This window comes from Acidimicrobiales bacterium (assembly GCA_025455885.1).
In the GTDB taxonomy this organism is placed as follows: Bacteria; Actinomycetota; Acidimicrobiia; order Acidimicrobiales; family Acidimicrobilacustridaceae; genus Rhabdothermincola_A.
This window is the reverse complement of sequence record JALOLR010000002.1, coordinates 258,334-284,171: the sequence shown is the minus strand read 5'-3', so window position 1 is coordinate 284,171 and position 25,838 is coordinate 258,334. Positions and strand designations below refer to the sequence as shown.

The window sequence follows — 25,838 nt, the reverse complement described above, 5'->3', positions numbered from 1 at the left end:
CTCCGGGCCGAGCCCGATGCCCCGGAAGCCCGAGACGCCGAGGATGATGGAGGCGACGAGGGTGACGGCGAAGCTCTCGAAGAGGTCGGAGGCCATGCCCGCGCAGTCGCCCACGTTGTCGCCGACGTTGTCGGCGATGGTGGCCGGGTTTCGGGGGTCGTCCTCGGGGATGCCCGCCTCGACCTTGCCCACGAGGTCGGCGCCCACGTCGGCGGCCTTGGTGAAGATGCCGCCGCCGACCCGGAGGAAGAGCGCCAGCAGCGACCCACCGAAGCCGAAGCCGACGAGGATGGCCGAGGCCGTGTTCTGGAAGATCATCACGATCAGGACCGTGCCGAGCAGGCCCAGGCCGGCGGTCAGGAGGCCGGCGACGCCGCCGGTGCGGAAGGCCACCTGGAGCGCCGCCGGGAAGTCGCTGCGCCGGGCGGCGGCGGTGGTGCGCACGTTGCCCCGGACGGCGAGCCACATGCCGAAGAAGCCGATGGCTCCCGAGAAGACGCACCCGAGGACGAACGCCACCGTGCGCCACAGGCCCGACTGGGCGAACGTCAGCGCCGTCTCCCCGTCGGGCTTGTCGACCGCGGTGGAGGTGACGAACACGATGACGGCCAGCGGCACCACGATGACGGCGATCGTGCGGAACTGGCGCTTCAGGTACGCGAGGGCGCCTTCCTGGATGGCTCCGGCGACCTCCTGCATCTCCTGGGTGCCCTGCTCCTGGGCCAGGACGTTGCGCATGAGCACTCCGCCGACCGCGAGGGCCACGACGGCCACGCCGACGAGGAAGATGAGCCAGCCCCATTCGGCGGTGTCGAGCGTGAAGGTCTGCCAGCCGCCTTCCGCTGCGGCGAGGACGTCGATCATCTGGTGGTGCCCTTCTGGTTGTGCCGGACTCCCGGCGCGGCGACGCACGCGCGCATCCCCCTGCGGCGAGCGCCGAGATTCCAGTCGTCAGGCGCCTCGAGTGTCAAACCTCGGCCCCCGCGGACGACGACCCGGCCCGGCGTCGGACCCACGGGCCGACGGGCTCACCTCGGCGTCGTCGCCCCCTCGGCGCTGTCCGGCAACGCCGGGGTAGCGGTCGCCGGTGGGTCGCCGAGGGCGTACATCTTCCCGCCCCGGGTGCCCACGTAGATCCGGCCCTTCCACACCGCGGGTGTGGACTCGATGCACCCCTCGAGCTGCACCGCCCACACCTCCGGCGGGTCGACCCTCGGGTCGGACACGTCGTAGGCCCGCAGCACGCCCTGGCAGTCGCCGATGAGGAGCCGGTCGTCGACCACGACCGGGGACTGCCAGGTCTGGGAGCCGAGGTCCTTCTCCCACAGCACCTCCCCGGTCTGTTGGTCGATGCCGAGCACCCGCCCGGCGTTCGTGTCGGCGTAGACCACTCCGTTCGCGAGCGCCGGTGTGCCCCACACGCCCTGCTTGCCCGGGGCCTGGTCCTTCACCGACCACACGAGCGGGTTCTCGGGGTTGCGGGGGTCGAGCTTCATGATCTGGCCGACCTCGGTGGAGCGGGTGTTGCGCCGCTCGTACTCCGAGCCCACGTAGAGGTAGCCCTCGGGGTCGATCACGATGGAGGCGTCGGTGTCGTCGCCCGTCCAGAATCGGAACACCCGGGTGGGCTCGACCCCCTCCTTCAGCCCGGTGATGTCCCAGCCCTGCACGAGGCCGGCGGAGTTCGCGAAGTAGACGGTGTTGCCCGAGACGGCCACCGAGTTCTCGATGCTGAACTGGCGGTCGCTGATGACGGCCTCGAGCTCGGCGTCCCAGCTCGGGGTGCGGAACACGACCTCGGGGTTCACGGTCACGAGCCCGTCGGGGCCGTAGGCCCGGTTGAGTTTCACGATGTAGAACCAGCTGTTCTCGCCGCCCTCGAAGAGGTAGTCGTCGATCACCAGGCCGGACCCGTCCCAGTCGTCGTTCCACACCTTCTGCACACCGAAATCCGTGGCGCCGAGCCTCCACAGCTCGACCGCCTCGCCCGGCCGGTCGGTGGCGAGGATCCGGTAGTAGTTGTCCCGTGACCCCGAGTAGGTGAGCGGGTAGCCGTCGGGATCGGTGGTGACGGTGCCCTTGATGATGTCGCCGGTCTCGAACGCCGGCCGTAGGTCGGTCCCGGTCTCGGCGTCGACCCAGTGCACCCCGTAGTCGTAGGCGCCGAAGGACACCACCGTGCGTCCGTCCTGCTCGTGGACGTTGGGCTGGCCGGTCCAGCCCGTCCCGCACCAGGTCTGCGTTCCGCTCCCGTCGGTCGAGTTGCCGCACATCGTGCCCTGGGGGTAGGTCCACAGCACCTGGGGGGCGGTGGGGACGGGACCCTCGCCGTAGTAGGAGCGGGTCGGATTGCCCCGGAAGGTCAGGATGCCGGGGACCTCCTCGCTCCACATGCGCCCGCTGCTCGCGGGGTCCACCCACCCGTCGAACGGGGGCAGGGGCGCTTCGGTGGTGTCGGCGGCCACCTCCTCGGCGGGCCGGGTGTCGTCCGAGCCGGCCGGCTCGTCGGGCCCGGCGGTGTCCGGTCCGCCGCCGTCGGCGGACACCAGCGCGAAGCCGCCCCACAGCGCCACGATCGCCACCAGCACCGCCATCGGCGCCAGCCACGGCGGCCGGGAGGGCCGCGGCGGACCGCCGTGCGCTCCCACCGGGGGGTAGGGCCGGTTCGGATCGGACACACGTACCTCGGGGGCGTCTCAGCCGGCGCTGCCCTCGGCGACGAGGCGTTCGAGCACCAGCTCGGGGTTGTCGTGCTCGAGGCGCTCGAGCCAGAACTGGCTCTCGAACAGCGCCATGAGCGTACCGTCGGCCCGACCCAGGACCCGGACACCCCTCATGCCCCGGAGGGCCTCGGCGCTCGGCCCGTCGGTCCGCCGGGCGATGCGGTAGCTGGTGGGCGACAGCTCCACCGGGGCGCCGAACTCGTTCTCGAGGCGGTAGGTGGCGACGTCGAACTGCATCGGACCGACGGCGGCGAGCACCGGCGCCTGGTCGCCCTGGTCGGCGTCGCGCAGCACCTGCACCACGCCTTCCTCGTCGAGCTGGGCGATGCCCCGGCGGAACTGCTTGAACCGGGCGGTGTCGCGGACCCGGGCCACGCTGAAGTGCTCGGGCGCGAAGCTCGGGATGACCGGGAAGGTGACCGGCTCGTCGAGCCACAGGGTGTCGCCCACCCGGACGTCGGTGGCGTTCACGAGGCCGATCACGTCGCCGGGGAAGGCCTCGTCGATGGTCTCGCGCTCGGACCCGAACACCTGGTGCGCGTACTTCGTGGTGAACGGCTTCCCGGTGGTGTCGTGGGTCAGGACCATGCCGCGCTCGAAGCGGCCCGAGCAGACGCGCAGGAAGGCGATGCGGTCCCGGTGGGAGGGATCCATGTTGGCCGCCACCTTGAACACGAAACCCGAGATGGGGGGGTCGTGGGGGCGGGGCTCGCCGGCCGCGTCGGGCCGGGGGCCGGGGGCGGGGACGAGGTCGATCACGGCGTCGAGCAGCTTGCGGACCCCGAAGTTCGTGAGCGCCGAGCCGAAGAACGCCGGCGTGGACTGCGCACCCTCGAACAGCTCGACGTCGACGTCGGCGCCGACCTCGTCGAGCAGCGCGAGCTCGTCCTGGGCGGCGTCCCAGGCGGCACCCTCGTCGGCCGCGGCGCGGTCCGGTGACACGACCTCCTCCGGAGCCTCGGTGGCGCCCCGGGCCACGCGGGTGAACCGGGTGAAGAGCCCGTCGCGACGGTCGACCACCCCGCGGAAGTCACCGGCGATGCCGACCGGCCAGGTGACCGGCGTGACGACCAGGCCGATCTGGTCCTCGATCTCGTCGATGAGCTCGAGCGCGTCACGTCCGGGCCGGTCCCACTTGTTGACGAAGGTGAGCAGGGGCATCTCGCGCTGGCGGCAGACGTCGAAGAGCTTGAGGGTCTGGGGCTCGATCCCCTTGGCGGCGTCGAGCACCATCACCGCGGCGTCGGCGGCGGCGAGGACCCGGTAGGTGTCCTCGGAGAAGTCCCGGTGGCCGGGCGTGTCGAGCAGGTTGACGACGCAGTCGCGGTACGGGAACTGCAGGACCGTCGACGTGATCGAGATGCCGCGCTGCTGTTCGAGGGCCATCCAGTCCGACGTCGCCGACCGGCGTCCGGAGCGCGCCTTGACCGCCCCCGCCTCGGCGGTGAGCGCGCCGCCGTAGAGCAGGAACTTCTCGGTGAGCGTCGTCTTGCCGGCATCGGGATGGCTGATGATGGCGAACGTGCGGCGCCGGGCGGCCTCGGCGGCGGGGGAGGGCATGGCCGTCCGAGGCTACCGGCCGCTCCCGTCCGCCTCGCCCGGCGGCGGCCCGGCGCACCCCTACGATCGTCGAGTGGCCCACACCGAGGAGACGAGGAGCGTGCCCGGCGCCCGGGCCCCGGATCGCACCCGTCGGCTGCACGGGAGCGGCCTCGACCTGGCGCTGAACGAGTGGGGCGACCCCGGCGATCCCCTCCTCGCCCTGGTCCACGGAGGGTTCGACTTCTCCCGGACGTTCGACGTGTTCGCGCCGCTGCTGGCCGACGCCGGCTGGCGGGTCGTGGCGTGGGACGCCCGGGGGCACGGTGACTCCGAGCACGCCCACCTCTACAGCTGGGCCGCCGACGTGCGCGACCACTACGCGGTGCTCGCCGAGCTCACCGACGCCCCGATCTGTGTGGTCGGCCACTCGAAGGGCGGCGGACAGATGCTCGACCTGCTCGACGCCCGCCCCGGGCTGGCCCGTGCCTTCGTCAACCTCGACGGACTGCCCTCGCAGCACTCCGCGCCGGACATCAGCGATCGCGAGCGGCGCCGCATGCGCCGGGCCGACCTCGAGGCGTCGCTCGACCGCCGGGTGCGACGCAACGAGCTCCGTCGCCGCCCCGACACCATCGAGGGGCTGGCCGGCCGCCGGGCCCCGATGAACCCCCGCCTGAGCCGTGCGTGGCTCGAGTACCTCGTCACCGTCGGTGCCCGTCGTGACGACGACGGCTGGCGCTGGAAGATCGATCCGGTGCTGCACCTCGGCGGGTTCGGACCCTGGCGGCCCCAGTGGTCGATGGACCACCTGGCCGCCCTGCCGATGCCGTTCCTCGGGGTCCTCTCGGGGGTGGCCGACGACCCGATGGGCTGGAACAGCCGTCGCGCCGACGTCGAGCCCTACCTGCCGCCCGGTGGGCGCCTCGAGTTCTGCGACGACATCGGCCACTTCCTCCACATCGAGCAGCCCCGGGCGATGGCCGACCTCGTCCTCGAGTTCCTGGAGCCCCACCGGTGAGCCGCACCACCGAGCGGTTGCCGTCGGGGCGCCTCCACCTGGCGCTGCACACCCTCGCCCCCGGCGACGGGCGGCCGCTGCTGTTGCTGCACGGTCTCGGTGAACGCACCCCCGCGACGCGACCGGCCTGGACGGCGGCGTGGCCCGGGCCGGTGCTCGGGCTCGACTTCACCGGGCACGGCGAGTCGGGCGTCCCCAGGGGTGGCGGGTACACGCCCGAGGGGCTCACCTACGACGTGGACGCCGTGCTCCAGCGCCACGGCCCGGTCACGGTCGTCGGACGGGGCCTCGGGGCCTGGATCGCGCTCCTCGTGGCCGGTGGGCGTCCCCGGCTCGTGCACGGGGCGATCCTGGCCGACGGCCCGGGCCTGGCCGGGGGTGGTCACCAACCCCCGTCGCCCTACGTGACCCTCCTCGACCCCGACCCCGACGTCACCCCCGACCCCTATGCGCTGCTCGAGCTCTCGCGTGACGTGCGCCCTCCCGACTACGCGCTCGACTTCGTGCGCTTCGCGGTGGAGGACAGTGAGGTTCCGGCGCCCATCGTCGTCAGCGCCCGGGTGCGTCCCGACTGGTTGGCCGCCGTCGCCGCCGACATCGGCGTCCTCGACCTGCCCCTCGAGGAGGCGCTCCGAACGCTGCGCTGACGGGCTCGGACTCGAGACGGGCGCGGCTCAGAGGTCGCGGGCGGCGACGTAGTGGGCGAGGTCGGTGAGGGCGTCGACGGCCTCGGGCCGGAGCGGCGAGCGCTCGAGGGTGTGCAGCGCCACGTCGGTGAGGTCGCCGATGGTGGCCTCGATGTGCGCCTTGGCGCCGGAGTCGACCAGCACCTGTTGCAGCGCCCGCACCTCGTCGTCGTCGAGGTCGGCGGCACCCACGCGTTCGAGCAGGGCGGCGTCGGGCCCGCTCGCCCACTGCAACGCGGTGGCCAGCAGCGGGGTGGGCTTGCCCTCGCGCAGGTCGTCGCCCACGGGCTTGCCGGTGCGGGCGGCGTCGCCGAACACCCCGAGGATGTCGTCGCGAAGCTGGAAGGCCTCACCGAGGGGCGCGCCGTACGCCGACAGCGCCGTTTCGAGCTCGTCGAACCGACCGGCCAGCGCCGCCCCGACGTGCAACGGGCGCTCGATCGTGTACTTGCCGGACTTGTAGCGGGCGATCCGGTGGGCGGTGGCGAGGTCGGTGCCGGGCCGGGCGGTGCCGAGGACGTCGAGGTACTGCCCGACGTTGAGCTCGATCTTGAGCTCGCTCCACACCGCGAAGGTGGGGGGCGGGGTCGCTCCCATGAGCCGGTCGGCGTACACGTCGGCCAGGTCGCCGACGAGGATCGCCACCCCCTCGCCGAAGCGACGCGGCTCGCCCCGCCAGTCGCTCCGCCCGTGCAGGTCCTCGAACTCGAGGTGGACGGTCTGCTCGCCCCGTCGCGTGTGGGACCCGTCCATCACGTCGTCGTGCACGAGGGCGAACGCGTGGAGGAGTTCGAACGCGGCACCGGCGTCGACCACCAGCGGGTCGTCGGGGTCACCGCCCGCGCCGACGAACGCCCAGTGGCAGAACGCCGGGCGCAGGCGTTTGCCGCCGTTCAGGACGAACCGGGTGAGCACGTCGAGCGGGGCGGCGAGGTCGCCGTCGACGTCGAGCCACCGGGCCGTCTCCTCGGCGAGGATCTCCCGCAGGCGGTCCTCGACCGGTCCGGCCACGGCGAGCAGGGCCGGGGGGGCGACGGCCGACGTCGGCCGCTCGGCGCTCACGGGGTGGCCCCTGGGCCGTCGGGCGAGGCGGCGTCGACGGCGGAGGGCACAGGGCCGTCGGGGGTGTCGCCGGTGTCGAGGGTGTCGAGGTCGGCCACGATGCGGGTCACCTCGACGCGGGCGGCCTGGAGGCGGCTGCGGCACAGGGTGATCAGCGACGCCGCCCGTTGCACCTGCTCGGCGAGCCGGTCGACGTCGACGTCGTCGCGGTCGAGCTCGGTGAGGATCTCCTCGAGCTCCGCGACCGCGTCGGCGTACGCGAGGTCGTCGTGGTCCCCGTCGGCGGTGGCCTCAGCGGGCATCGGCGTCGCTCTCCGTTCGTGGTTCCGGGCCGGCCTCGACGACCGAGGTGATGGTGCCGTCGCGGACCGTCGTGACGATGCGATCCCCGGGCGAGACGTCGATGGTGCCACGGACCACGGCGCCGGTCACGGTCCGGGTGATCGTCCATCCCCGGGCGAGGGCCCGACCCGGGTCGAGGGCGGCGGCCCGTGCGGCCTGCAGCTCGACCCGGTGCTCCGCACCGAGCAGCGCGCGGGCGCCGCCGGCCCGGAGGTCGGTGACGGCCCGGGCCATCCGCTGGTCGTGCACACGGAGGTGGGCTCGTGAGGCCGCGGCGACTCGCCCGGCGCGGCGCTCGAGGCGGGCGGCACCGGAGGAGGTCGCGTCGGCGGCGCGCCGGCGCAGGCGGCGCTGGTCGTCGGCGAGGCGGTGCTCGGCGAGGTCGATCCGGGCGCGCCCGGCCCGGGCGGCGCGTCGGGCGCGCCCGTCGGCGTCGGCGTCCGCCCGATCGAGGGTCGCGGTGGCGAGCCTGGCGATGCCGGTCCAGGCCTGCTCGGCGCGGGCCGCTCCGGACCTGACGTGTTCGACCAGCGCGTGCGCGCAGGCGGTGGGCGTGCGCTCGCTGCGGTGGGCGACGAGGTCGGCGACGCTCTGGTCGGTCTCGTGGCCGATGCCGGTGATCACCGGGACGGGCAGGCCGGCGATGGTGCGCGCGACGAGCTCGTGGTCGAAGACGGCGAGGTCGGTGCGGGCTCCACCGCCGCGGACGAGGGCCACCACGTCCACGTCGTGGCGCACCACGGTGTGCAGCGCCGCTGCGACCTCGCGTTCGGCGCCGACGCCCTGCACCCGGGTGTCGACGTGGACGACCTCCCAGGCCAGCCCGCTGTCGCGGAGGGTCTGCAGCACGTCGGCCTCCGCCGCGCTACGTGCCGCCGTCACGAGTCCCACGCGCCGCGGTGACAGCCCGAGGACGAGGCCCCTGTTGCGGTGCAGCAGCCCTTCCGCCTCGAGGAGCCGCACGACACGATCGCGCTCGCCGGCCAACAGGCCCAGGGTGTACGTGGGATCTATCTGCTGCATCTGGAGCTGCAGCCGGCCCTTGGGTGGGTAGAACTCGATGCGCCCTCCGATCCGGATCCGTACCCCGTCGACGATGCGGATGCTGTCGTGGCGGCGCAGCAGCGCATTGACGCGCTCGCGCGCCGAGGACCACAGCACGGTGGGGATGGCCGCGACGGGAGCACCGCCCTCCGGGGGACGGTCGACGAGGTCGAAGTAGACGTGCCCTTGGCGGCTCCGGCTCATCGAGGCCACCTCGCCCTCGACCCACAGGCCGCTGCCGAACCGGCCCTCCACGACCTCGGCGACGGCGGCGGCCAGTTCCACCACGGTGAAGGTGCGCTCGGGCATCCGGGGCACGGTAGTGGCGTGACCGCGAGGGCCCCCGACCCCGCCCGGGTGGCGGAGGGGGTCGGGCCCGGCGTGCCTACAGTCGGAGGGATGCGTCGATCCCTGCTCCCCGCGCTCGTCGTCGTCGTGGCCCTGACGGTGGCGTCGGGGTGCTCGGACGGCGACGGGACCGACTCGGCGGTGCCGACCACGGGTGCCGGGACGGGGACGACCCTCGCCGGCTCGCCCGGGGAGGAGGCGCCGGCGACCACCGGGTCCTCGGTGCCCGGGCCTCCGTCGCCCTCGGTGCTGCCCCCACCGTCCACCGAACCGGGTGCGCCGCCCTCGGCGGCGAGCTGCGACGCGTTGCGGCGGGCGCTGCCGGTCGCCGACCTCCTGCCGCGGGACCTGGACAGCTGGCCCGACGAGCGCCAGCGCGTCGTGGTGGACGCCCGCCTGAACGCCGCCCTCTACGACCAGGCCGCGGCCGCCGGGCCCGAGTCGCTGCGGGGCCCGCTCGCCGACCTGAGCGACTTCGCGAACTTCGTCGCCGACGAGACCCAGGCGGCGCCCGATGCGGCGTCGGCCCGGGCCACCATCGACGGCTACCCCCGCCAGGCCGAGGTGGCGGCGGCCACCGTCGAGGTCGAGCGCTGGGTCCGGGTCGAGTGCCCCTGACCACCTGACCACCTGACCACCTGACCGCCGGACCGACCCGGGCGCCCCGAGCCGATCGGCGGCGCTACTCCTCGACGAGCTCGATCAGCGTGCCCAGCGCGTCCTTCGGGTGGATGAAGGCCACCGTCGTGCCCCGTGAGCCGGGGCGGGGCGCGTCGTCGAGGACGCGGAAGCCCTGGGCCTTCACGGCGTCGAGGGCCTCGCCGCAGTCGGCCACCCGGTAGCCCACGTGGTGGATGCCCGGCCCGCCCCGCTTCTCGAGCCACTTGGCCACGGTCGAGTCGTCGCGGGTCGGGGTGAGGAGCTGGACGTAGCTCTCGGCCACCTTCAACAGCGCCTCCTCCACCCCGTCGCTCTCGACGACCTCACGGTGGTCGACGACCGCCCCGAAGGTCTCCCGGTAGTAGTCGATGGCCTCGCCGAGGTCGGGCACGGCGATGGCGATGTGGTCGATCTCGGTGAGCAGCGGGCGGGTCTGGCCCGACTGGGTGGTCTGGGTCTGCTGGTCGTCCTCGCCGGGCCGACGCACGTTGATGCTCATGGGGGTCTCCTGTCTCAGGCGCCGTGACGGCGGAAGGCGGTGACGCGATCTTCGCCGACCTCGGCACGGAACTCGGGGTCGTCGATGCCGAGGCCCTCCTCGGGCGCGGCGCAGAGCACGGCGATCTTCCCCTCGTGGAGGTTGCGGTGCACCTGGTAGGCGGCCTCGCCGGACCCCTCGAGAGGGTGGACCGCCGACAGGATGGGTTGGATCCGGCCCTGGCAGATGAGGTCGTTGGCCTCCCACGCCTCGGCGTAGTTGGCGAAGTGCGAGCTGACGATGCGCTTGAGCTTCATCCAGAGGTGGCGGTTGTCGAACTCGATCATGAAGCCGCTCGTCGCCGCGCAGGTGACGATCGTGCCGCCCCGGGCGGCGACGAAGACGGAGGCCCCGAAGGTCTGGCGTCCGGGGTGCTCGAAGACGATGTCGACGTCGCGGCCGATCAACCCGCGGATGTCCTTCCCGAGGCGGCGCCACTCGCTCTCGTCCTGGGTGTGCTCGTCGGACCAGAACCGGTAGCCGGCGGCCTTGCGGTCGATCACGGCCTCACACCCGAGGTCCTTCAAGAGCTCGACCTTGTCGGGCGAGGAGACGACGCCGACGGGAGTGCCGCCGCCGTTGAGCACGTACTGCACGGCGTAGCCGCCGAGCCCGCCGGTGGCTCCCCAGACGAGCACGGCGTCGCCCTGGCGCATCGGGGCGGCGTTGGCGCTGACGAGCATCCGGTAGCTGGTGGAGTTGCACAGCGCGTTGACCGCCGACTCCTCCCAGGTGAGGTGGGCCGGCTTCGGCATGAGCTGGTTGGCCTTGACGACGGAGAGGTCGGCGAGACCGCCGTAGTTCGTCTCGAAGCCCCAGATGCGCTGGTTGTCGGCCAGCATCGAGTCGTTGTGGCTCGAGTGGTCCTGGTCGTCGACGTAGTTGCAGTGGACGACGACCTTGTCGCCCGGCTTCCACTTCCGCACGGCCGAACCGACGCGGAGCACGACGCCGGAGGCGTCGGAGCCCACGGCGTGGAAGTCCTGGTCGTGACGGGCCCCCCAGTAGCCCTCGCGCCCGAGCCGGGAGAGGAAGCCGAAGGTGGACACCGGCTCGAAGATGGCGCTCCACACCGTGTTGAAGTTGATGGAGCTGGCCATGACGGCGATCACGGCTTCGTCGGGGGCGATCTCCGGGAGCGCGATCTCCTGGACGTGCAGGGAGCGGCGGGGGTCCTTCTCGGCGCTGGGGAGACCGGCGAACATCTCCTGTTCGTCCTTGCGGACGACCACGGCGCGGTAGGACTCGGGGATCGGGAGGGCGGCGAACTCGTCACTGGATGCGCCGGCCTGGATGGCGTCGAGGATCTGCTGCATGGCGGCAAGGTAGTGGTGGCGGGCCGTGCGGCGCCAAGAAGCTGACGGGGTCGTCAGCCACCGCCGCGTCGGCGGCGCGGGCGACGGTCGCGGTCGGCGCCGGGGTGCCGGGCCGATCGAACACTGCGCGTGGTCGTGTGGCTACACTCGTGTCCGTCCGGGACGGGAGGGTCCCGGTCCGAGGAGCGTTCACGATGGCCCTGCCCGACGAGATCGATGCCGAGGCGATGGTGGCCCGTGCCCGGGCCGAAGCCGACGCGATCCTCGCCCGCGCCGAGGTCGAGGCACTGGCCGTCAAGGGCCGCGCCGAGGCCGAGGCCAAGGTGGTTCGTGCCCGCGCCCAGGTCGAGGCGTCGGAGCTCGCCACCCGGGCCCGCAACGACCGTGAGCACGCCGCTCGGCTCGTGGCCGATGCCCAGGCCGAGGCCACGGCGATGCTCGACGAGGCGAACGAGGTCCGCCGGGGCGCCGACGGTACGATCGAGCGACTCGTGGCCACCCGACGCGAACTGGAGTCCGTCATCGAACGCCTCGCTCGCCTCCCCCACGCCGTCGTCGACCTCACCGAGGACGGCGAACCCGCCATCGCCCTCGGCGACGAGGCGGCGCCTCCGGCCGAGGCCGTCGGCGAGCTCGAGGCCGACGCCCTCGCCGAGCGCGAGGTCGTGCCCCTCGGGGCGTCGGTCACCACCTCGGTCCGTCCTGCCCCACCGGTCCCCGCCTCGGGCGTCAGCGACGCCGCGGTGGAGGACGACGACACCGAGGACCCGGTGACGCGGATGGTGCGCTCGGCCATCGAGCGGGCCGCCCGCTCCGCCACCGAGTCCCCCGTCTGGTCGTCGAACCCGGCGGAGCAGCGCGAATCGATGCGCAGCAACCGCACCGACCTGGGCTGAGGCGCCGCGCCGCGGCGACGAGGGTCGTCTTTGGCCCCTGGCGGGATTCCTTCCCTACACTGACGACCCTGTCACCCTCGGGAGGGAAACCATGGCCGGATCCGTCGTTCTCAGTGGTGCCCGCACGCCGATCGGCAAGCTCTCCGGAGCGTTGGCCGGCTTCGCGGCCACCGATCTCGGAGGCATCGCCATCAAGGCGGCCCTCGCCCGCGGCGGGGTCGAGCCCGACCAGGTCGACGCCGTGATCATGGGCCAGGTGCTGCTCGCCGGCGCCGGCCAGCTCACCGCTCGCCAGGCGGCGGTCGCCGGCGGGGTGCCCCTGAGCGTTCCCGCCACCACGATCAACAAGGTCTGCCTGTCGGGTCTCAACGCCATCCACGTCGCCGACATGATGATCCAGACCGGCGAGGCCGACATCGTCGTCGCCGGCGGGATGGAGTCGATGACCAACGCGCCCTACCTGCTGCCGGGCGCCCGCGCCGGCTACCGCATGGGCGACCAGACCGTGGTCGACTCGATGATGTTCGACGGGCTCTTCTGCGCCATCGACCAGTGCGCCATGGGCGCCGGCACCGAGAAGTACGCGGCGACCAAGGGTCTGTCCCGCGAGTCCCAGGACGAGCTCGCTGCGCTGAGCCACGAGCGGGCCGCGAAGGCCCAGAAGGACGGGCTCTTCGACGACGAGATCGTCCCTGTCGAGATCCCCCAGCGCAAGGGTGACCCGGTGGTCTTCCGCGAGGACGAGGGTGTGCGCCCCGGCACCACCATCGACAGCCTCGGCGCGCTGCGCCCGGCGTTCGACAAGGCGGGCAACATCACCGCCGGCAACGCCTCGCAGATCTCCGACGGCGGGTCGGCCGTGGTGGTGTGCTCGGAGGCGGCCGCCGAGCGCCTCGGCGGTGAGCCCCTCGGCCGGATCCTGGGCTACGGCCAGGTGGCCGGGCCCGACGCGTCGTTGCTCGACCAGCCGGCCAACGCCATCAACGCCGCCCTCGCCCGGGCGGGCATGGCCGTGGGGGACCTCGACCTGTTCGAGCTCAACGAAGCCTTCGCAGCCGTCGGCGTGGCGTCGATGGCCACCCTCGGCATCACCGGCGAGGTCACCAACGTCAACGGCGGGGCCATCGCCCTCGGCCATCCCATCGGGATGTCCGGCAACCGCCTCGCGCTGCACCTGCTGATGGAGCTCAAGCGCCGCGGCGGGGGCAAGGGCGCCGCCGCGCTGTGCGGCGGCGGCGGACAGGGCGACGCCATCCTGCTCGGCACCGTCTGACCCGTCGGGTCACTCGATCTCGCGGCGTCCTTCCAGGGCGCGGCCCAGCGTCAGCTCGTCGGCGTACTCGAGGTCGCCGCCCACCGGCAGGCCGCTGGCGATGCGGGTGACCCTGAGCCCGAGCGGCTTCAGGAGCCGCCCCAGGTACATCGCCGTCGCCTCACCCTCGATGTTGGGGTTGGTGCACAGGATGACCTCGGTGATCCCCTCGGGCTCGATGCGGGCCAGCAGCTCCCTGACCCGCAACTGGTCCGGGCCGATGCCCTCGATCGGGCTGATCGCGCCCTGCAGGACGTGGTAGCGCCCCCGGAACTCGCCGGTCTTCTCCACGGCCACGATGTCGCGTGACTCCTCGACGACGCACACCAGCGACGTCTCCCGTCGCGGGTCGGCGCAGATCCCGCAGTCCTCGCCCTCGGCGATGTTGAAGCACCGCGGGCAGAACGTGACCCGCTCCTTGGCCACCGTGATCGAGGTGGCGAGGCGCAGGGCGTCGGCCGTGGGGGTCTTCAGGAGGTGGAAGGCGATCCGTTGGGCCGACTTGGGGCCCACTCCCGGGAGCCGGCCCAGCTCGTCGATGAGGTCCTGGACCGGACCGGCGTAGAAGGTCACGACCGGTCGGTGGGCCCGGGCTCGTCGTCCCCGGTCTCGACGACCTCCGCCTCGACGGGCTCGGAGCCCATCAGGGCCTCGAGGCTGAAGCCACCGCCGGGGCCGGTGCCGGCCGGGCCCTCGGGGCCGCCGAGACCCCCGATGCCCCCAAGGCCCCCGAGGTCGAGGCCGCCGAGGGAGCTCTGCTGCATCTCCCCGATCTGGTTCATGGCGTCGTTGAGCGCGGCCAGGACGAGGTCCTCGAGCATGGCGACGTCGTCGGGGTCGACGGCGTCCGGGCGGATCGTGACCTGACGGAAGTCCATGCCGCCGGTCACCGTGACCTCCACCGCGCCGCCCCCGGCGCTCCCGGTGATCTCGGCCTCGGCGGCCTGCGCCTGGGCGGCGAGGAGCTGTTGTTGCATCTCCATCGCCTGGCCGAGGATGGCGTTGAGGTCGAACGACTCTGACATGGGGTGCTCCGGGGTCTCGGGTCGGCTCACAGGAGCCGGTCGGCGGGCGGGTCGACGAGCTCGGCGCCGGGGAAGACCGCGGCCACCCGGTCGATCCCCGTCTCGACGGCGTCGGTGGCGTCGGTCAGGTCGGTGAGGTCGACGTCGGAGGGATCGTCGACGGCGGTGGGCGCCCGGCGGGGGGCGGAGGGGTCCTCGGCGTCGCCGTCGACGGTGAGCTGCACGGCCAGGGGTCGGCCGAGATGGGCGGCCAGCGCCGCCTCGACGTCGGCGCGGCACTCCTCGCAGCGTTGGGCGTGCACCGGGTTCGGGAGGCCGAAGACGGCCGTGGTGTCGTCGACGGACAGCCATCGCCCGCCGGCGAAGCGCACCCGGGCCCGCTGGGGGAGGGCGCCCATCACGTGGGCCGTCCAGGCGGCGTCGAGCGTCGAGAGGTCCGGGGCGGGGGCCGTCGGCGCCCCGGTGGAGGCGACAGGGGTCGGGTCGGTGATGTCGTCGGGCGGGGGAGCGACGGCGACCGCAGGGTCGGGGGCCTCGACGGCGGGCGGGGTGGCGGGCGGGGTGGCGGGCGCCGCGCCGGCGGCGCGGCTGGGGGGCGGTGGCTCGCGGGTGCCGGCGGCGGGCGGCGTCCTCGTCGGCGGGGCCGGTGCCGTGGTGGCGCCGCGGGTGCGGGCCAGGACGTCGCGGGCACCGTCGGCGGGTCGTCCGGCCGGTGGGGGCGGGGTCGGCCCGGCCGGCGACGGTTCGGCCGCCGGTGCGTCGGGCGCGACTGCCGTCGAGGAGGGTGGCGCGGGCGCGGGTGACGTGCGGGTCGGGGGTGTCACCATCCCGGACTCGAGGCGGGAGATCCGCTCGGCGAGGGCCTCGGGGGAGGTGTCGGCGTCGGCCCGGGTCAGGCGGACGAGGGCCACCTCGAGCGGGATGCGGGGGTCGAGTGCGTCCTGGATGCCGACGAACGCGTCGCCGAGCACCTCGAGGGCTCGAGTCGCACCGGCGGCGGTGAGGCGGCCGGCCTGGTCCTCGCACCGCGCCCGGTCGTCGTCGCTGAGCCGCGCCAGGTCGGCGTGCACGGCGGCGAGGAAGATGTCGCGCAGGCGGGCGATGAGGGACTCGCCCAGCACCCGGGGGCTGCGTCCGCGGGCCATGGCGGCCTCGACGGCCAGGAGGGCGGCGGCGGTGTCACGGTCGCAGACCGCCTCGACGAGGTCGTCGAGGCTGTCGGTGCCCTCGGGTGCCCCGCCGGCGGCCACCACCCGCTCGAGCGCCGAGAGGGTGTCCCGGGCCGAGCCGGCACCGGCGCGCAGGACGTAGGCCCGGCCCTCGGCGTCGACGTCGAGCCCGGCGTCGGCCACCACGTCGTCGACCAACGACTCGAGCTCGGCGGCGGGGAGCAGGTTGACCTCGAAGTGCTGGGTGCGGCTGCGGATGGTGGGCAGCACCTTCTGCGGATCGGTGGTGGCCAGTACGAAGACGACGTGCTCGGGCGGTTCCTCCAGGGTCTTCAGGAGCGCGTTCGACGCCGGCGTCGACAGCATGTGGACCTCGTCGAGGATGTACACCTTCGTCCGGCCGGGCGTGCCGAGCGAGGCCTTGGCGATCAGGTCGCGGATGGCCTCGACCCCGTTGTTGGACGCCGCGTCGAGCTCGTGCACGTCGAAGCTGGTGCCGGCCTCGATGGCGACGCAGGACGGGCACTCGCCGCACGGCTCACCGTCGACGGGCCGCTCGCAGTTGAGCACCTTGGCCAGGATGCGTGCGGTGGAGGTCTTCCCCGTGCCCCGGGGGCCGCTCAACAGGTAGGCGTGACCGACCCGCTCGTCGACGACGGCGTTGCGCAACGCCGTGACCAGGTGCTCCTGGCCGCGGACCTCGGCGAAGCGCTGGGGCCGGTAGCGGCGGTAGAGCGACTGGTAGGCCATCGGGGCCGAGCCTACCGACCGGTCTCCCGGGCGGCCGCGACGAGGCCCGCTCCCCCGTGTGACGGTCAGGCGACCTGCGGCACATCGGAGGTCCCGGTGAGAGCTGCTGCCTTCCGGCCCTGACCCGGTTCGCGGGCTCCGATTGCACAGGGCCCGACCGCCACACGCGAGAGCGGGCCGACGCACACGATACCCTCTCGGCTGCGTTCCCCGCCCGGCCCGGCCGTGCGGGGGCCCCAGGAGGGGTGCGAGAGCGGCCGAATCGGCACGCTTGGAAAGCGTGTGTGGGGAAACTCACCGTGGGTTCGAATCCCACTCCCTCCGCTCGATCCCGTCCCCGTCCGGCCTCACCGGGTGGGGACGGTGCGCGTCACTCCTCCGGGAGCGAGGGCGGACCCGGGGTGGCCTTGCCGCGCATGAACAGCCAGGTGACGAGGATCCCCACGGCGATCACGAAGGCCATGACGGCGATGACGGCGATGATCATGGGTCGGGAGCGTAGACGGCGGGCCTCCGCACGGCCGTCCTGCACCAAGATGGCGCCATGGACCTCGCCGCCGCCTCCGTGTCGTGACCTCCCCGCCGAGCGACGACGAGCTGATGGGCCTGGCCCTCGACGAGGCCCGCCGGGCGATCGACCACGGCGACGTCCCGGTCGGCGCACTGGTGGTCGTCGACGGTCGGGTGGTGGCGTCCCGCCACAACGAGCGCGAGCTCATCGGCGACCCCACGGCCCACGCCGAGGTGCTGGCGCTGCGCGACGCGGCGCTGGCGCTCGGCACGTGGCGCCTCACCGACGCCACGCTCGTCGTCACGCTCGAGCCGTGCGCCATGTGCGCCGGCGCGGCGGTGAACGCCCGGCTGGCCCGGGTGGTGTTCGGGGCCCGCGACCTCAAGGCGGGGGCGCTGGGCTCGCTGTACCACCTCGGCGCCGACCCCCGGCTGAACCACGAGTTCGCCACGGTGCCCGACGTGCGGGCCGGCGAGTGCGCCACGGTGTTGAGCGACTTCTTCGCCGCCCGACGCTGACAGCTTTCCTTCCATCAAGTGAGGGCTTGTCGATCGCGCATGGCATCGGTATCCTTGCGATGTCGATGATGTTCCCTGACATGAAGGAGGTTTCCGAGATGTTGATGAGGACTGATCCGCTCCGCCAGTGGGATCGATTCTTCGAGGCCCCGTCCAGCTTCAGCGCTCCCATGGACGCCTACCGACTGGGCGACGTGATCACCGTCGAGTTCGACCTGCCGGGCGTCGATCCCGACAGCATCGACCTGCAGATCGAGCAGGGCGAGCTGCGTGTGGCGGCCCATCGCCGCCGCACCGCCCCCGAGGGCGCGGCGTACCTGGTCCGGGAGCGGTCCGAGGCCCAGGTCACCCGGCGCCTGATGCTCGGTGACACGCTCGACGTCGAGCACGTCGATGCGGAGTACCACGACGGCGTGCTGCGCCTGCGCATCCCGCTCAGCGAGAGCGCCAAGCCCCGCCGCGTCGAGGTCCGCCGCGCCGGCGGCGACCGTCAGGCGCCCGAGCCGATCGAGGTCACCAGCACGTGACCGCCGCCGGGAGGGGGTCGGGTCGGCCGCGGCGTGACGCGGCCCCCTCCTGGCGGGAACGCCTCGACGATCCCGCCGAGCCGTTGTACACCGTCGGCGTCGTGGCCGAGCTGTTGGGCATCGGGACCCAGGCCCTTCGTCGTCTCGAGATCGCCGCTGCGCAGGAGAGCGCCCGCCCGTCGGGCAACCAGCGCCGTTACTCCCGCCAGGACATCGAGCGGCTGGCGGCGGCCGAAGCGCTCGCCCGACAGGGCTTCACGGGTGCGGCCCTGAGCCGCATCATCGAGCTGGAGCGTCGGATCGAGGCGTCCACCGACACCCCGATCCGACGCTGAGCGGCGTGTCATCCATCTGGCCCGATCCCGCAGGCCCCCGATAGGGTCGCCGACGGAGAGTTGCCAGAGCGGACGAATGGGGCGGCCTCGAAAGCCGTTGTGGGTTTCGGCTCACCGTGGGTTCGAATCCCACACTCTCCGCCACCTCACACCACCCACCGCCGGCGCCCCCAGGGCGTCGGCGGCGCGTTCGGGCCATAGCCTCGTCCTCCTGATGATGCACCAGTCGCCGCACATGCTGATGGGATCCGACGCTTCGCAGGTGAAGGGGGTGAAGGTCGGTCGCCGCACCGTCCGCCGGGTCCTCGCCTTCGCCCGGCCCTACCGGGGCGCGCTCGTCGCCTTCGTCCTCGTGATCATCGCCCAGGCCCTGCTCGCCCTGGTCCCCGCGCTGCTGCTGCGCCGGATCATCGACATCGCCATCCCGCAGGCCGACGGCACGATGCTCACCGTCCTGGCGGCCTTCATCGTCGCCGCCGCGCTCGGAGCGGCCCTGTTGTCGTTCGTCGAGCGCTTCTACTCCGCCCGCATCGGGGAGGGCCTCATCTACGACCTGCGGGTGCGGCTCTTCGACCACGTGTCGGCCATGCCGATCGCGTTCTTCACCCGCACCCAGACCGGCGCGTTGATGAGCCGAGTCAACAACGACGTGATCGGCGCCCAGCGCGCCGTCACCACCACGCTCGGGTCGGTGGTGTCGAACTTCATCGTCCTCACGACGACCCTCGTGGCCATGCTGCTCCTCGAGTGGCGCCTCACCCTGCTCACCCTCGTGGTGCTGCCCATCTTCATCGTCCCGGCCAAGCGCGTCGGTCGGCGTCTGTCGTCGATGACCCGGGAGGGCTTCAACCTCAACGCCTCGATGAACACCACGATGACCGAGCGCTTCAACGTCTCGGGCGCCCTGCTCGTCAAGCTCTTCGGTCACCGCACCCGCGAGTCCGAGGAGTTCTCGGGTCGGGCCGGGCGGGTCCGTGACATCGGCATCAAGAGCGCCCTCTACGGCCGGACCTTCGTCATCGCCCTCACCCTCGTCGGGGCGATCGGCACGGCGCTCGTCTACTGGCTCGGTGGCGAGCTCGTCATCAGGGGCACCATCACCCTCGGCACCATGGTCGCCCTGGCCGCGCTCGTCACCCAGATCTACGCGCCGCTCACCGGGCTGTCCAACGCCCGTGTCGACATCATGACGGCGCTCGTGTCCTTCGACCGGGTCTTCGAGGTCCTCGACATGGACAACCCCATCGCCGACCGGCCCGACGCCGTCGCCCTGCCGGCGGTGACCGGCCGCATCGAGTTCGACGACGTCACGTTCCGCTACCCCGCGGCGAGCGAGGTGTCGCTGGCGTCGCTCGAGGGTCCCGGTGGCGAGGAACTCGACGCAAGGGCCGGGGTCGAGGTGCTCCACCGGATCACCGCCACCGCCGAACCCGGCGACCTGGTCGCCCTCGTCGGGCCCTCGGGGGCCGGCAAGACGACGCTCAGCTCCCTCGTGCCCCGGCTCTACGACGTGACCGGTGGCGCGGTGCGCATCGACGGCCACGACGTGCGCGACGTCACCCTCGACTCGCTGCGCGGCGCCGTCGGCGTGGTCAGCCAGGACCCCCACCTCTTCCACGACACGGTGGCGGCGAACCTGCGCTACGCCCGCCCCGACGCCACCGACGACGAGATCGTCCAGGCCTGTCGCGCCGCGCAGGTCCACGACGTCATCGCCGCCCTCCCCGACGGCTACGACACCGTCGTGGGGGAGCGGGGCTACCGGCTCTCCGGCGGCGAGAAGCAGCGGTTGGCCATCGCCCGCGTGCTCGTGAAGGACCCGGCCGTCGTGATCCTCGACGAGGCCACCAGCCACCTCGACAGCGAGAACGAGGCGCTGGTGCAGCGGGCGCTGGCCACCGCGCTCGAGGGTCGGACCGCCCTCGTGATCGCCCACCGGCTGTCCACCATCGCCAACGCCGACCAGATCCTCGTGCTCGACGAGGGCCGTCTGGTCGAGCACGGTCGGCACGAGGACCTGCTCGCCGCCGAGGGCCTCTACGCCGAGCTCTACCGCACGCTGGTGCGAGGCGAGTTGGGCGAGCTCATCGTCTGAGCGTCGACCGCCCCGATGCCGGGTCGACGCGCAGGTGCCCGGCCGGCGACGCGATGCCGGCGGGCATCTCGCCGTCGAGCAGGCCGAGCGGGACGGCGACCTCGCCCTCGCGGGCGGCGCGGTCGGCGGTCCGACCGAGTTCGAGCGTCTCGTCGAGGAGCCGCCGGGCGTCGGGCCCGAGCAGCGCGAGGTCGTCGGACACCAACGCCATCCCACCCGACACGGCTACCGCCGTCGCCCAGGTGCGGGCGGCGTCGACGCCCAACTCGGTCTCGTCGCTGCGCAGCATCAGGCAGTCGGGGTCGTTCAGCCAGAGCCGCCGGTGCATGAAGGACCGGGCGGCGGTGTTGCGCCAGGCGTTCATCGTGGAGGGCTGGCTCTCCCGATAGCCGGGTAACGGCTGGGTGGACGCCTCGACCGGCCACGACGGGGCGACGTCGGCGCCGATGCGGTTCCCGTCCACCACGCCGACCACGGGAGCCAGCGGCGCCCCGCAGCCGAGCAGGAAGGCCGGCGTCGATCCGCCGGCCGTGACCGCCCCCCGGTCGGCTCCCCGTCGCACGGCCTCGTAGCCCGAACGGACCCGCTCGGCCGGGGTGCGTCCGCGGTCGTGCCAACGCCCGTCGAAGGACGGGGCGAACGTGAAGTCCAGCTTGAGGTAGGAGAAGCCCGCGACCACGAGGGTCTCGGCCACGCGCTCGAGGTGGTCGACGACCTCGGGATGGGTGGTGTCGAGCCCGTACATGAACCCCTGGAGATCCCCTTCCCAGGGGGGGTTGAACATGGTGACGAGCGGATCGCCGTCGGCGGTGCGGGCCAGCCAGTCCGGGTGGCGGGTGGCCACCTCGGAGTCGGGGGCGGCGAGGAAGGGCGCCAGCCAGATGCCGGGTCGCCGCCCCGCGGCGGCGATCCGCCCGGCGATGGCGTCGAGCTCCGACGGGAAGCGCTCGTTGGTGGTCAGCCAGTCGCCGATGGCGGACTGGTAGCCGTCGTCGAGCTGGAACACGTCGAAGGGCCACCCGTCGGCGAGGGCCAGGTTGGCGTCGAGGTCGGCTTCGGTGACGTCGTGGAAGTAGTGGTACCAGCTGCACCAGCCGACCTGGAAGGGCGCGTCGACCCGGGCGGCCCCCACTTCCCCGGCCAGTCGGGCCCACCCCGCCAGGAGCGCTTCGGCGTCCGCCCCGGAAGCGACCACGAGGTCGTGGAGCTCCCGGCGCTCGTCGACGCCGAGCAGGGCGTCGCCGAGGAAGGCCTCGCACCACAGCTCTGGGCCGTGGGCACCGTGGCGCAGCCGGAACGTGCCGTCGTGGCTGGTCCCCGCGGTGAAGCCCAGGACCACCGGCGAGGCATCGTCGTCGACGAGCACGGTCACCCACTCCGAGCGCAGCTCCTCGGGGTCGACCACCCGGCGTTGGTCGGCCTGGTGGGCCCCGCTGAGCAGCTCCAACGACCCCGGCGCGGTGGACGGGTCGTGGTCGACGCCGAACACGGCCGTGCCGCACGGGCTCCACGACTGGTAGCCGTGGCGGAACATGCGCAACGGGCCGTGGGCGTCGACGACCCGGAACACCACGGACGCCGAGCGGACCGGCCGCGGCGTGCCGCCGTCCTCGGCCACGCTCCAACTCCAGCGTTCCCCTTCCGCTCCGGCCGGGAGGGTGCCGTCGGGCCAGCGCTCGGGTCCGGTGAACGTGGTCGAGAAGCCCCGGAGCCCCTCGTCGCGACCCCACGGACCGGCCAGGCGCACCGAGCCGCCGCCGTCGACCTCGATCCGGTCGAGCGCGAGCTTCACCGGTCGACCCCCGCGGTGGCGGTCAGGCGGCTCCGCAGTCGGGGGAGGACGGTCTCACCCAACGCCGCGATCTGGTCGCGGGCCTGCCCGGGGCTCACCCCCGGGGCGTGGATGCGCAGGTTGAGGCAGTCCGACCGGCTGTCCCGGAGCGCCGCGGCCAAGGCCTCGGCGATGGCGTCGGGGTCGTCGTCGCACAGCCACCCCGAGCCCTGCCAGTGCTGTTGGCGCTCGGCCGGCGTGTAGCCCCGGTAGACGTCGGACTGCGCCGCGAACGCGTCGGCCGGCGGCTCCCCGAGCCACACCCGACGCACGAGGACCCGCGGGCCGCCACCGCCGGCGTCCTCGTGGGCCTCGGACAGCCTCCGCAACCGGGAGGTGAGGCTGGCCCCGTCGTAGATCACCCCGGCGCCGACCGAGGCGGCCCGCCGGGCCGCGCCGGGGCTCATGGCCGTGCTCACCAGCGGGATCGACCGACCGTCGACGGCCAGCCCGGCGAGGGCGCGGTCGCCGGCCAGTGGGCCGAGCTCCCGGCCGCTCAGCATGTCCGCCAGGCGGGGAAGGTCGCGGACGAAGGACGGCACGGCGTCGGCGAGGTCGAGGTCCATGGCCTCGAAGTCGAGCTCGAGCGACCCGGGACCCACGCCCAGCCCCACCCGACCCGGGAAGCGGGCGTCGAGCCAGGCGACCTCCTCGGCCAACAGGCCGACGGGGCGCAGCGGGAGCAGCAGCGGGCACGGCGCCGCCCAGCCACCGGTCATGGCGTCGAGCTGCCATCCGGTGACCTGGAGCGGGTTGGGCAGATAGCCGGCGAACCCTCCGTGGTGCTCGCTGGTCATCACCCCGTCGAAGCCGGCGTCGACGGCTCGGGCCGCCTGCCCGCACAGCTCGGCGACGACCTCCGGCGCGCGCAGCTCGTTGTGGGGGTAGAGCCGCAGCGACACCGAGTGCGCACCGAAGGGCGCCGAGGGCGCCGGCGAGGCGGGCGGCGGCAGCGTGGTCATCGGGCCGAGGTTAGGGGCCGGTGCTCCGGGCGTCCCCGCTCGCGTCGTCCCCGATCCCGGTGGCGGCGGCCCGTCGGTACGGTGGCGGTCGTGCGGGTGGCGCTGGTGACGACCTCGGACGCGAGGGTGCTGGTCGATGACGTCGATCGTCCTCTCCTCGACGAGGCGTTCGCCCGTGCCGGGGTCGACGTCGTCCGTGCGGCGTGGGACGACCCGGACGTCGCGTGGGCGGCGTTCGACCTGGTCGTGGTGCGCAGCCCCTGGGACTACTGCGAACGGATCGCCGACTTCGGTGCATGGCTCGGCGTCGTCGACGGGCTCCCGACCGTTCACAACCCTCCCGGACTGATCCGCTGGAACCTCGACAAGCGCTACCTCGTCGACCTCGCCGGGCGCGGGGTCCCGGTGGTGCCCACCACGTTCGTCGACGACGACGCCGAGCTTCCCGCGGCGATCGCCGCGGCGGGCGAGGGGAACGGTGAGGTGGTGTTGAAGCCGAGCGTGTCGGCCGGCAGCCGACTCACCGGCCGCTTCCCGGTGGGCTCCGCGGCGGCGGTGGCCCTCGGGCGCGACATCCTCGGGCGGGGCCTGGTGGTGATGGTGCAGCCCTACGCCCGTTCCGTCGGTCGCGCCGGTGAGCGATCGGCGGTCCTGTTCGACGGCACCGTGTCGCACACGTTCCGCAAGGGACCGATCCTGGCGGACGACGGGGCACTGCACGGGGGCGCCTACCGCGAGGAGATCACGGTGACGTCCCTCTCGCCGCACGAGGCCGCGGTCGTGGAGCAGGCCTCGGCGGTCGTGGGCTCGATCGCCGTCGAGCGCGGCTGGCTCGCACCAGGTGGCGAGCTGCTCTACGAGCGCTTCGACCTCGTGCGCACCGACGACGGATCCGACGTGCTCCTCGAGGCCGAGCTGTTCGAGCCGTCGTTCTTCCTGCCCGTCGACCCGCCGGCCGCCGATCGCTTCGTCGCCGCAGTCGTCGCCCGCGCCCGGTCCCGCTGAGCGTCAGCAGCGCCGGGCGTCGCTGGCGGGGTCGCGGGCGTCGGCCAGCCCGAAGCACGGGGCGCCGGGGGTGATCACGATCGACGATCCCGGGCCGAGCGAGCGGTAGATGACGTAGTGCTCCCCGGTGGCGTTGTCCCAGACGTAGAGCTTGTAGTTGCCGGTCAGCATGGGCCAGGAGGAGAACGTGTTGCCGACGTTGCGGGTCAGCGAGAAGCCCTGCTCGGGGTAGAACGCCGACGTGACCTGGGTGAGCGGGTCGGTCTGGAAGGCCTGGATCTCCCAGCGGTCGGCGGGCCACGGCCCGCCGTGGACCCATCCGCTCAGCCGGAAGGCGCCGGGCTGATCGGCCCGGACCGGGCGCATCGCGCCGAGTGGGCCGCTCCACGCCCGTCCGTCGGGGGTGCGCGCCGGGAAGCCGCCCTGGATGCGCACGCCCCCCTCGTTCGGGCTCGACGGGTAGAACTCGAGGGCCCAGCCGGTGGCCTTGTTGCTCCACCCGTGCACGAGGAGCGGGTCGTCGCTCGGACACCACCACGCGCCCTGGCAGACGTTCCAGTCGGCGCCGCCGAACACGACGCCCCCGGCGATCCCGGCGGTGCCGGGGCCGTAGGCGGCCGTCCGGTAGTAGCTGGTCCGACCCATACGCGAGTCGACGCACGCCCCGTAGAAGGTGTCGTTGTAGGCGACGCCGGCGGTGCCGTCCCACTGCTCGTGGCACGGGTTGTAGTTGTCCACGCCCAGCACGATGTCGACGCCCATCGTCCCGCCGGCGCTGTGCGCGCCCTGGATGCCGATGAGCGCCCCGTTCGACTGGCGGACGTCCTGGAACACGGTGGTGTCGGGCCGGCAGGCAGCGGCCACGAGCACCAGGGCGACCAGTCCGGCCAGCATGGCGATCCGGCGGCGGCGCGAAGGTCGGGTGCGGACGGGCAGGGAGCCGAGGTGCATGGTGGGACCGATCGATCGGACGGCGTCCACGCGGCATCGACCCTTCCGGGGCCGGACTTGAGCGGCGCGAACCCCGGGTCTCGCCGGTCCCCGGCCGCGCAGCGGGCGGACCTACGGTGGCCCCCATGGCCGAGCCGATCGACGACGTGCCCCGGATGGTCCGCGAGCTCTGGGCGCACGAGCAGATCCGCCAGCTGGCGGCCCGCTACGCGGTCGCGGTCGACTCCCGCGACATCGACGCCCTCGTCGAGCTCTTCGTCGACGACGTCCGGGTGGGTCGCGATGCCAGGGGCCGGGAGGCGCTTGCCGCGTCGTTCCGCGCCTCGCTCGGGGCGATCGGCGCGTCCATGCTCCACGTCGGCACGCACGCCATCGACCTGGTCGACGACGACCACGCCACCGGGGCCGTGTACTGCCGCGCCGACGTCGAGGAGGACGGGCGCATGATCCGCCAGGCCATCCTCTACCGCGACACCTACGAGCGCCGGGACGGGAGGTGGTACTTCGTGCGACGCGTCCACGAGCTCTGGTACGGCGAGGTCCTCGACACCAACCCGCTCGACCAGCCACCCGCCGACTGGCCGGCCCGGTCCTACGGCCGCGGCACGGTGCCCGAGTCGTGGCCGAGCTGGACGGCGTTCCGCGCCGGGCTCGGCGACTGAGCCCGGCGCC

Annotated in this window: 24 protein-coding genes, 2 tRNA genes, 1 other RNA gene and 1 pseudogene; 13 read left to right on the top strand and 15 right to left on the bottom strand. The window is 73.3% G+C overall.

The genetic code is table 11. The features are described from left to right. The 3 genes from MUE36_03045 to MUE36_03035 form a co-directional block, all read right to left on the bottom strand. Nucleotides 1-864, bottom strand: an 864-nt coding sequence (locus tag MUE36_03045) for a sodium/proton-translocating pyrophosphatase (protein MCU0309901.1), incomplete at its 3' end; no start/stop codon positions are given. A 164-nt stretch (nt 865-1,028) separates the two neighbouring features. Beyond that, a complete protein-coding gene (locus MUE36_03040) occupies nt 1,029-2,594 on the bottom strand; it encodes a PQQ-binding-like beta-propeller repeat protein (protein MCU0309900.1) in 1,566 nt (521 codons plus the stop codon). A gap of 102 nt (nt 2,595-2,696) precedes the next feature. Continuing rightward, nucleotides 2,697-4,283, bottom strand: coding sequence for a peptide chain release factor 3 (locus tag MUE36_03035; GenBank protein ID MCU0309899.1), 1,587 nt, complete (start codon nt 4,281-4,283; stop codon nt 2,697-2,699). Between the two features lie 73 nt (nt 4,284-4,356). On the opposite strand from MUE36_03035, the gene MUE36_03030 reads away from it, so the two are divergent. Together MUE36_03030 and MUE36_03025 are read left to right on the top strand one after the other, a co-directional pair. Further along, nucleotides 4,357-5,283 carry an alpha/beta hydrolase gene (locus MUE36_03030; GenBank protein ID MCU0309898.1) on the top strand — a complete coding sequence of 309 codons (927 nt, stop codon included), beginning with the start codon at nt 4,357-4,359 and terminating at the stop codon, nt 5,281-5,283. Beyond that, the gene (locus MUE36_03025) at nt 5,280-5,930 is read left to right on the top strand and encodes an alpha/beta hydrolase (GenBank protein ID MCU0309897.1); all 651 of its coding nucleotides are present in this window, start codon (nt 5,280-5,282) and stop codon (nt 5,928-5,930) included. The genes MUE36_03030 and MUE36_03025 overlap by 4 nt, the downstream gene beginning before the upstream one ends. Nucleotides 5,931-5,957: 27 nt before the next feature. Here MUE36_03025 and MUE36_03020 read toward each other — a convergent pair whose 3' ends face one another. The 3 genes from MUE36_03020 to xseA are packed head-to-tail and all read right to left on the bottom strand — an operon-like array spanning nt 5,958 to nt 8,726. Then, the gene (locus tag MUE36_03020; protein ID MCU0309896.1) at nt 5,958-7,031 is read right to left on the bottom strand and encodes a polyprenyl synthetase family protein; all 1,074 of its coding nucleotides are present in this window, start codon (nt 7,029-7,031) and stop codon (nt 5,958-5,960) included. Beyond that, the gene (xseB, locus tag MUE36_03015) at nt 7,028-7,333 is read right to left on the bottom strand and encodes an exodeoxyribonuclease VII small subunit (protein ID MCU0309895.1); all 306 of its coding nucleotides are present in this window, start codon (nt 7,331-7,333) and stop codon (nt 7,028-7,030) included. Before xseB ends, MUE36_03020 begins: the two co-directional genes overlap by 4 nt. Continuing rightward, the gene (gene xseA, locus MUE36_03010) at nt 7,323-8,726 is read right to left on the bottom strand and encodes an exodeoxyribonuclease VII large subunit (protein MCU0309894.1); all 1,404 of its coding nucleotides are present in this window, start codon (nt 8,724-8,726) and stop codon (nt 7,323-7,325) included. Before xseA ends, xseB begins: the two co-directional genes overlap by 11 nt. Nucleotides 8,727-8,816: 90 nt before the next feature. On the opposite strand from xseA, the gene MUE36_03005 reads away from it, so the two are divergent. Continuing rightward, on the top strand, nt 8,817-9,383 hold the full coding sequence (locus MUE36_03005; GenBank protein ID MCU0309893.1) for a hypothetical protein: 567 nt from the start codon (nt 8,817-8,819) through the stop codon (nt 9,381-9,383). A gap of 64 nt (nt 9,384-9,447) precedes the next feature. On the opposite strand, the gene mce is transcribed toward MUE36_03005, so the two are convergent. After that, nucleotides 9,448-9,924 (bottom strand): methylmalonyl-CoA epimerase, encoded by a 477-nt coding sequence (mce, locus tag MUE36_03000; protein MCU0309892.1) that lies wholly within the window; start codon nt 9,922-9,924, stop codon nt 9,448-9,450. Nucleotides 9,925-9,938: 14 nt separating this feature from the next. Next, nucleotides 9,939-11,279, bottom strand: a complete 1,341-nt coding sequence (gene ccrA, locus MUE36_02995) for a crotonyl-CoA carboxylase/reductase (protein MCU0309891.1) — start codon at nt 11,277-11,279, stop codon at nt 9,939-9,941. 194 nt (nt 11,280-11,473) lie between these two features. Here ccrA and MUE36_02990 point away from each other — a divergent pair, with 194 nt between their 5' ends. Next, complete coding sequence (locus MUE36_02990; GenBank protein MCU0309890.1) at nt 11,474-12,175, top strand: hypothetical protein; 702 nt, start codon at nt 11,474-11,476, stop codon at nt 12,173-12,175. A 91-nt stretch (nt 12,176-12,266) separates the two neighbouring features. Then, nucleotides 12,267-13,448: an acetyl-CoA C-acetyltransferase gene (locus MUE36_02985; GenBank protein ID MCU0309889.1), complete on the top strand. Its 1,182-nt coding sequence runs from the start codon at nt 12,267-12,269 to the stop codon at nt 13,446-13,448. A gap of 9 nt (nt 13,449-13,457) precedes the next feature. Here MUE36_02985 and recR read toward each other — a convergent pair whose 3' ends face one another. From recR to ffs, 4 genes and pseudogenes are all read right to left on the bottom strand, one after another. Continuing rightward, nucleotides 13,458-14,060, bottom strand: coding sequence for a recombination mediator RecR (recR, locus tag MUE36_02980; protein ID MCU0309888.1), 603 nt, complete (start codon nt 14,058-14,060; stop codon nt 13,458-13,460). Next, complete coding sequence (locus tag MUE36_02975) at nt 14,057-14,512, bottom strand: YbaB/EbfC family nucleoid-associated protein (GenBank protein ID MCU0309887.1); 456 nt, start codon at nt 14,510-14,512, stop codon at nt 14,057-14,059. The genes recR and MUE36_02975 overlap by 4 nt, the downstream gene beginning before the upstream one ends. 908 nt (nt 14,513-15,420) lie before the next feature. After that, nucleotides 15,421-16,431 (bottom strand): annotated as a pseudogene (gene dnaX, locus MUE36_02970) (DNA polymerase III subunit gamma/tau). 60 nt (nt 16,432-16,491) lie between these two features. Continuing rightward, nucleotides 16,492-16,590: signal recognition particle sRNA small type (gene ffs, locus MUE36_02965), an RNA gene on the bottom strand. Nucleotides 16,591-16,670: 80 nt separating this feature from the next. Between ffs and MUE36_02960 the strand changes: the two genes are divergently transcribed. The 6 genes from MUE36_02960 (at nt 16,671) to MUE36_02935 (ending at nt 20,417) form a co-directional block, all read left to right on the top strand. Continuing rightward, nucleotides 16,671-16,755 (top strand) — tRNA-Ser (locus tag MUE36_02960). A 246-nt stretch (nt 16,756-17,001) separates the two neighbouring features. Beyond that, a complete protein-coding gene (gene tadA / locus MUE36_02955) occupies nt 17,002-17,460 on the top strand; it encodes a tRNA adenosine(34) deaminase TadA (protein ID MCU0309886.1) in 459 nt (152 codons plus the stop codon). A 65-nt stretch (nt 17,461-17,525) separates the two neighbouring features. Continuing rightward, a complete protein-coding gene (locus tag MUE36_02950; protein MCU0309885.1) occupies nt 17,526-17,987 on the top strand; it encodes an Hsp20/alpha crystallin family protein in 462 nt (153 codons plus the stop codon). Further along, entirely contained in the window at nt 17,984-18,322 is a 339-nt protein-coding gene (locus tag MUE36_02945) for a MerR family transcriptional regulator (GenBank protein ID MCU0309884.1), read from the top strand. Before MUE36_02950 ends, MUE36_02945 begins: the two co-directional genes overlap by 4 nt. Before the next feature lie 54 nt (nt 18,323-18,376). Then, nucleotides 18,377-18,466 (top strand) — tRNA-Ser (locus MUE36_02940). 70 nt (nt 18,467-18,536) lie between these two features. Further along, complete coding sequence (locus MUE36_02935; GenBank protein ID MCU0309883.1) at nt 18,537-20,417, top strand: ABC transporter ATP-binding protein/permease; 1,881 nt, start codon at nt 18,537-18,539, stop codon at nt 20,415-20,417. Here the strand turns inward: MUE36_02935 and MUE36_02930 are convergent. Both MUE36_02930 and MUE36_02925 read right to left on the bottom strand, forming a co-directional pair. After that, the gene (locus MUE36_02930) at nt 20,407-22,209 is read right to left on the bottom strand and encodes an alpha-galactosidase (protein MCU0309882.1); all 1,803 of its coding nucleotides are present in this window, start codon (nt 22,207-22,209) and stop codon (nt 20,407-20,409) included. The two genes, MUE36_02935 and MUE36_02930, sit on opposite strands and share 11 nt — an antisense overlap. After that, nucleotides 22,206-23,210, bottom strand: coding sequence for an LLM class flavin-dependent oxidoreductase (locus MUE36_02925; GenBank protein ID MCU0309881.1), 1,005 nt, complete (start codon nt 23,208-23,210; stop codon nt 22,206-22,208). The genes MUE36_02930 and MUE36_02925 overlap by 4 nt, the downstream gene beginning before the upstream one ends. Nucleotides 23,211-23,300: 90 nt before the next feature. Here MUE36_02925 and MUE36_02920 point away from each other — a divergent pair, with 90 nt between their 5' ends. Beyond that, nucleotides 23,301-24,215: a hypothetical protein gene (locus MUE36_02920; GenBank protein MCU0309880.1), complete on the top strand. Its 915-nt coding sequence runs from the start codon at nt 23,301-23,303 to the stop codon at nt 24,213-24,215. Nucleotides 24,216-24,218: 3 nt separating this feature from the next. Here MUE36_02920 and MUE36_02915 read toward each other — a convergent pair whose 3' ends face one another. Further along, complete coding sequence (locus MUE36_02915) at nt 24,219-25,196, bottom strand: hypothetical protein (GenBank protein ID MCU0309879.1); 978 nt, start codon at nt 25,194-25,196, stop codon at nt 24,219-24,221. Between the two features lie 95 nt (nt 25,197-25,291). Here MUE36_02915 and MUE36_02910 point away from each other — a divergent pair, with 95 nt between their 5' ends. Further along, nucleotides 25,292-25,828 (top strand): nuclear transport factor 2 family protein, encoded by a 537-nt coding sequence (locus MUE36_02910; GenBank protein ID MCU0309878.1) that lies wholly within the window; start codon nt 25,292-25,294, stop codon nt 25,826-25,828. Nucleotides 25,829-25,838: the final 10 nt, after the last annotated feature.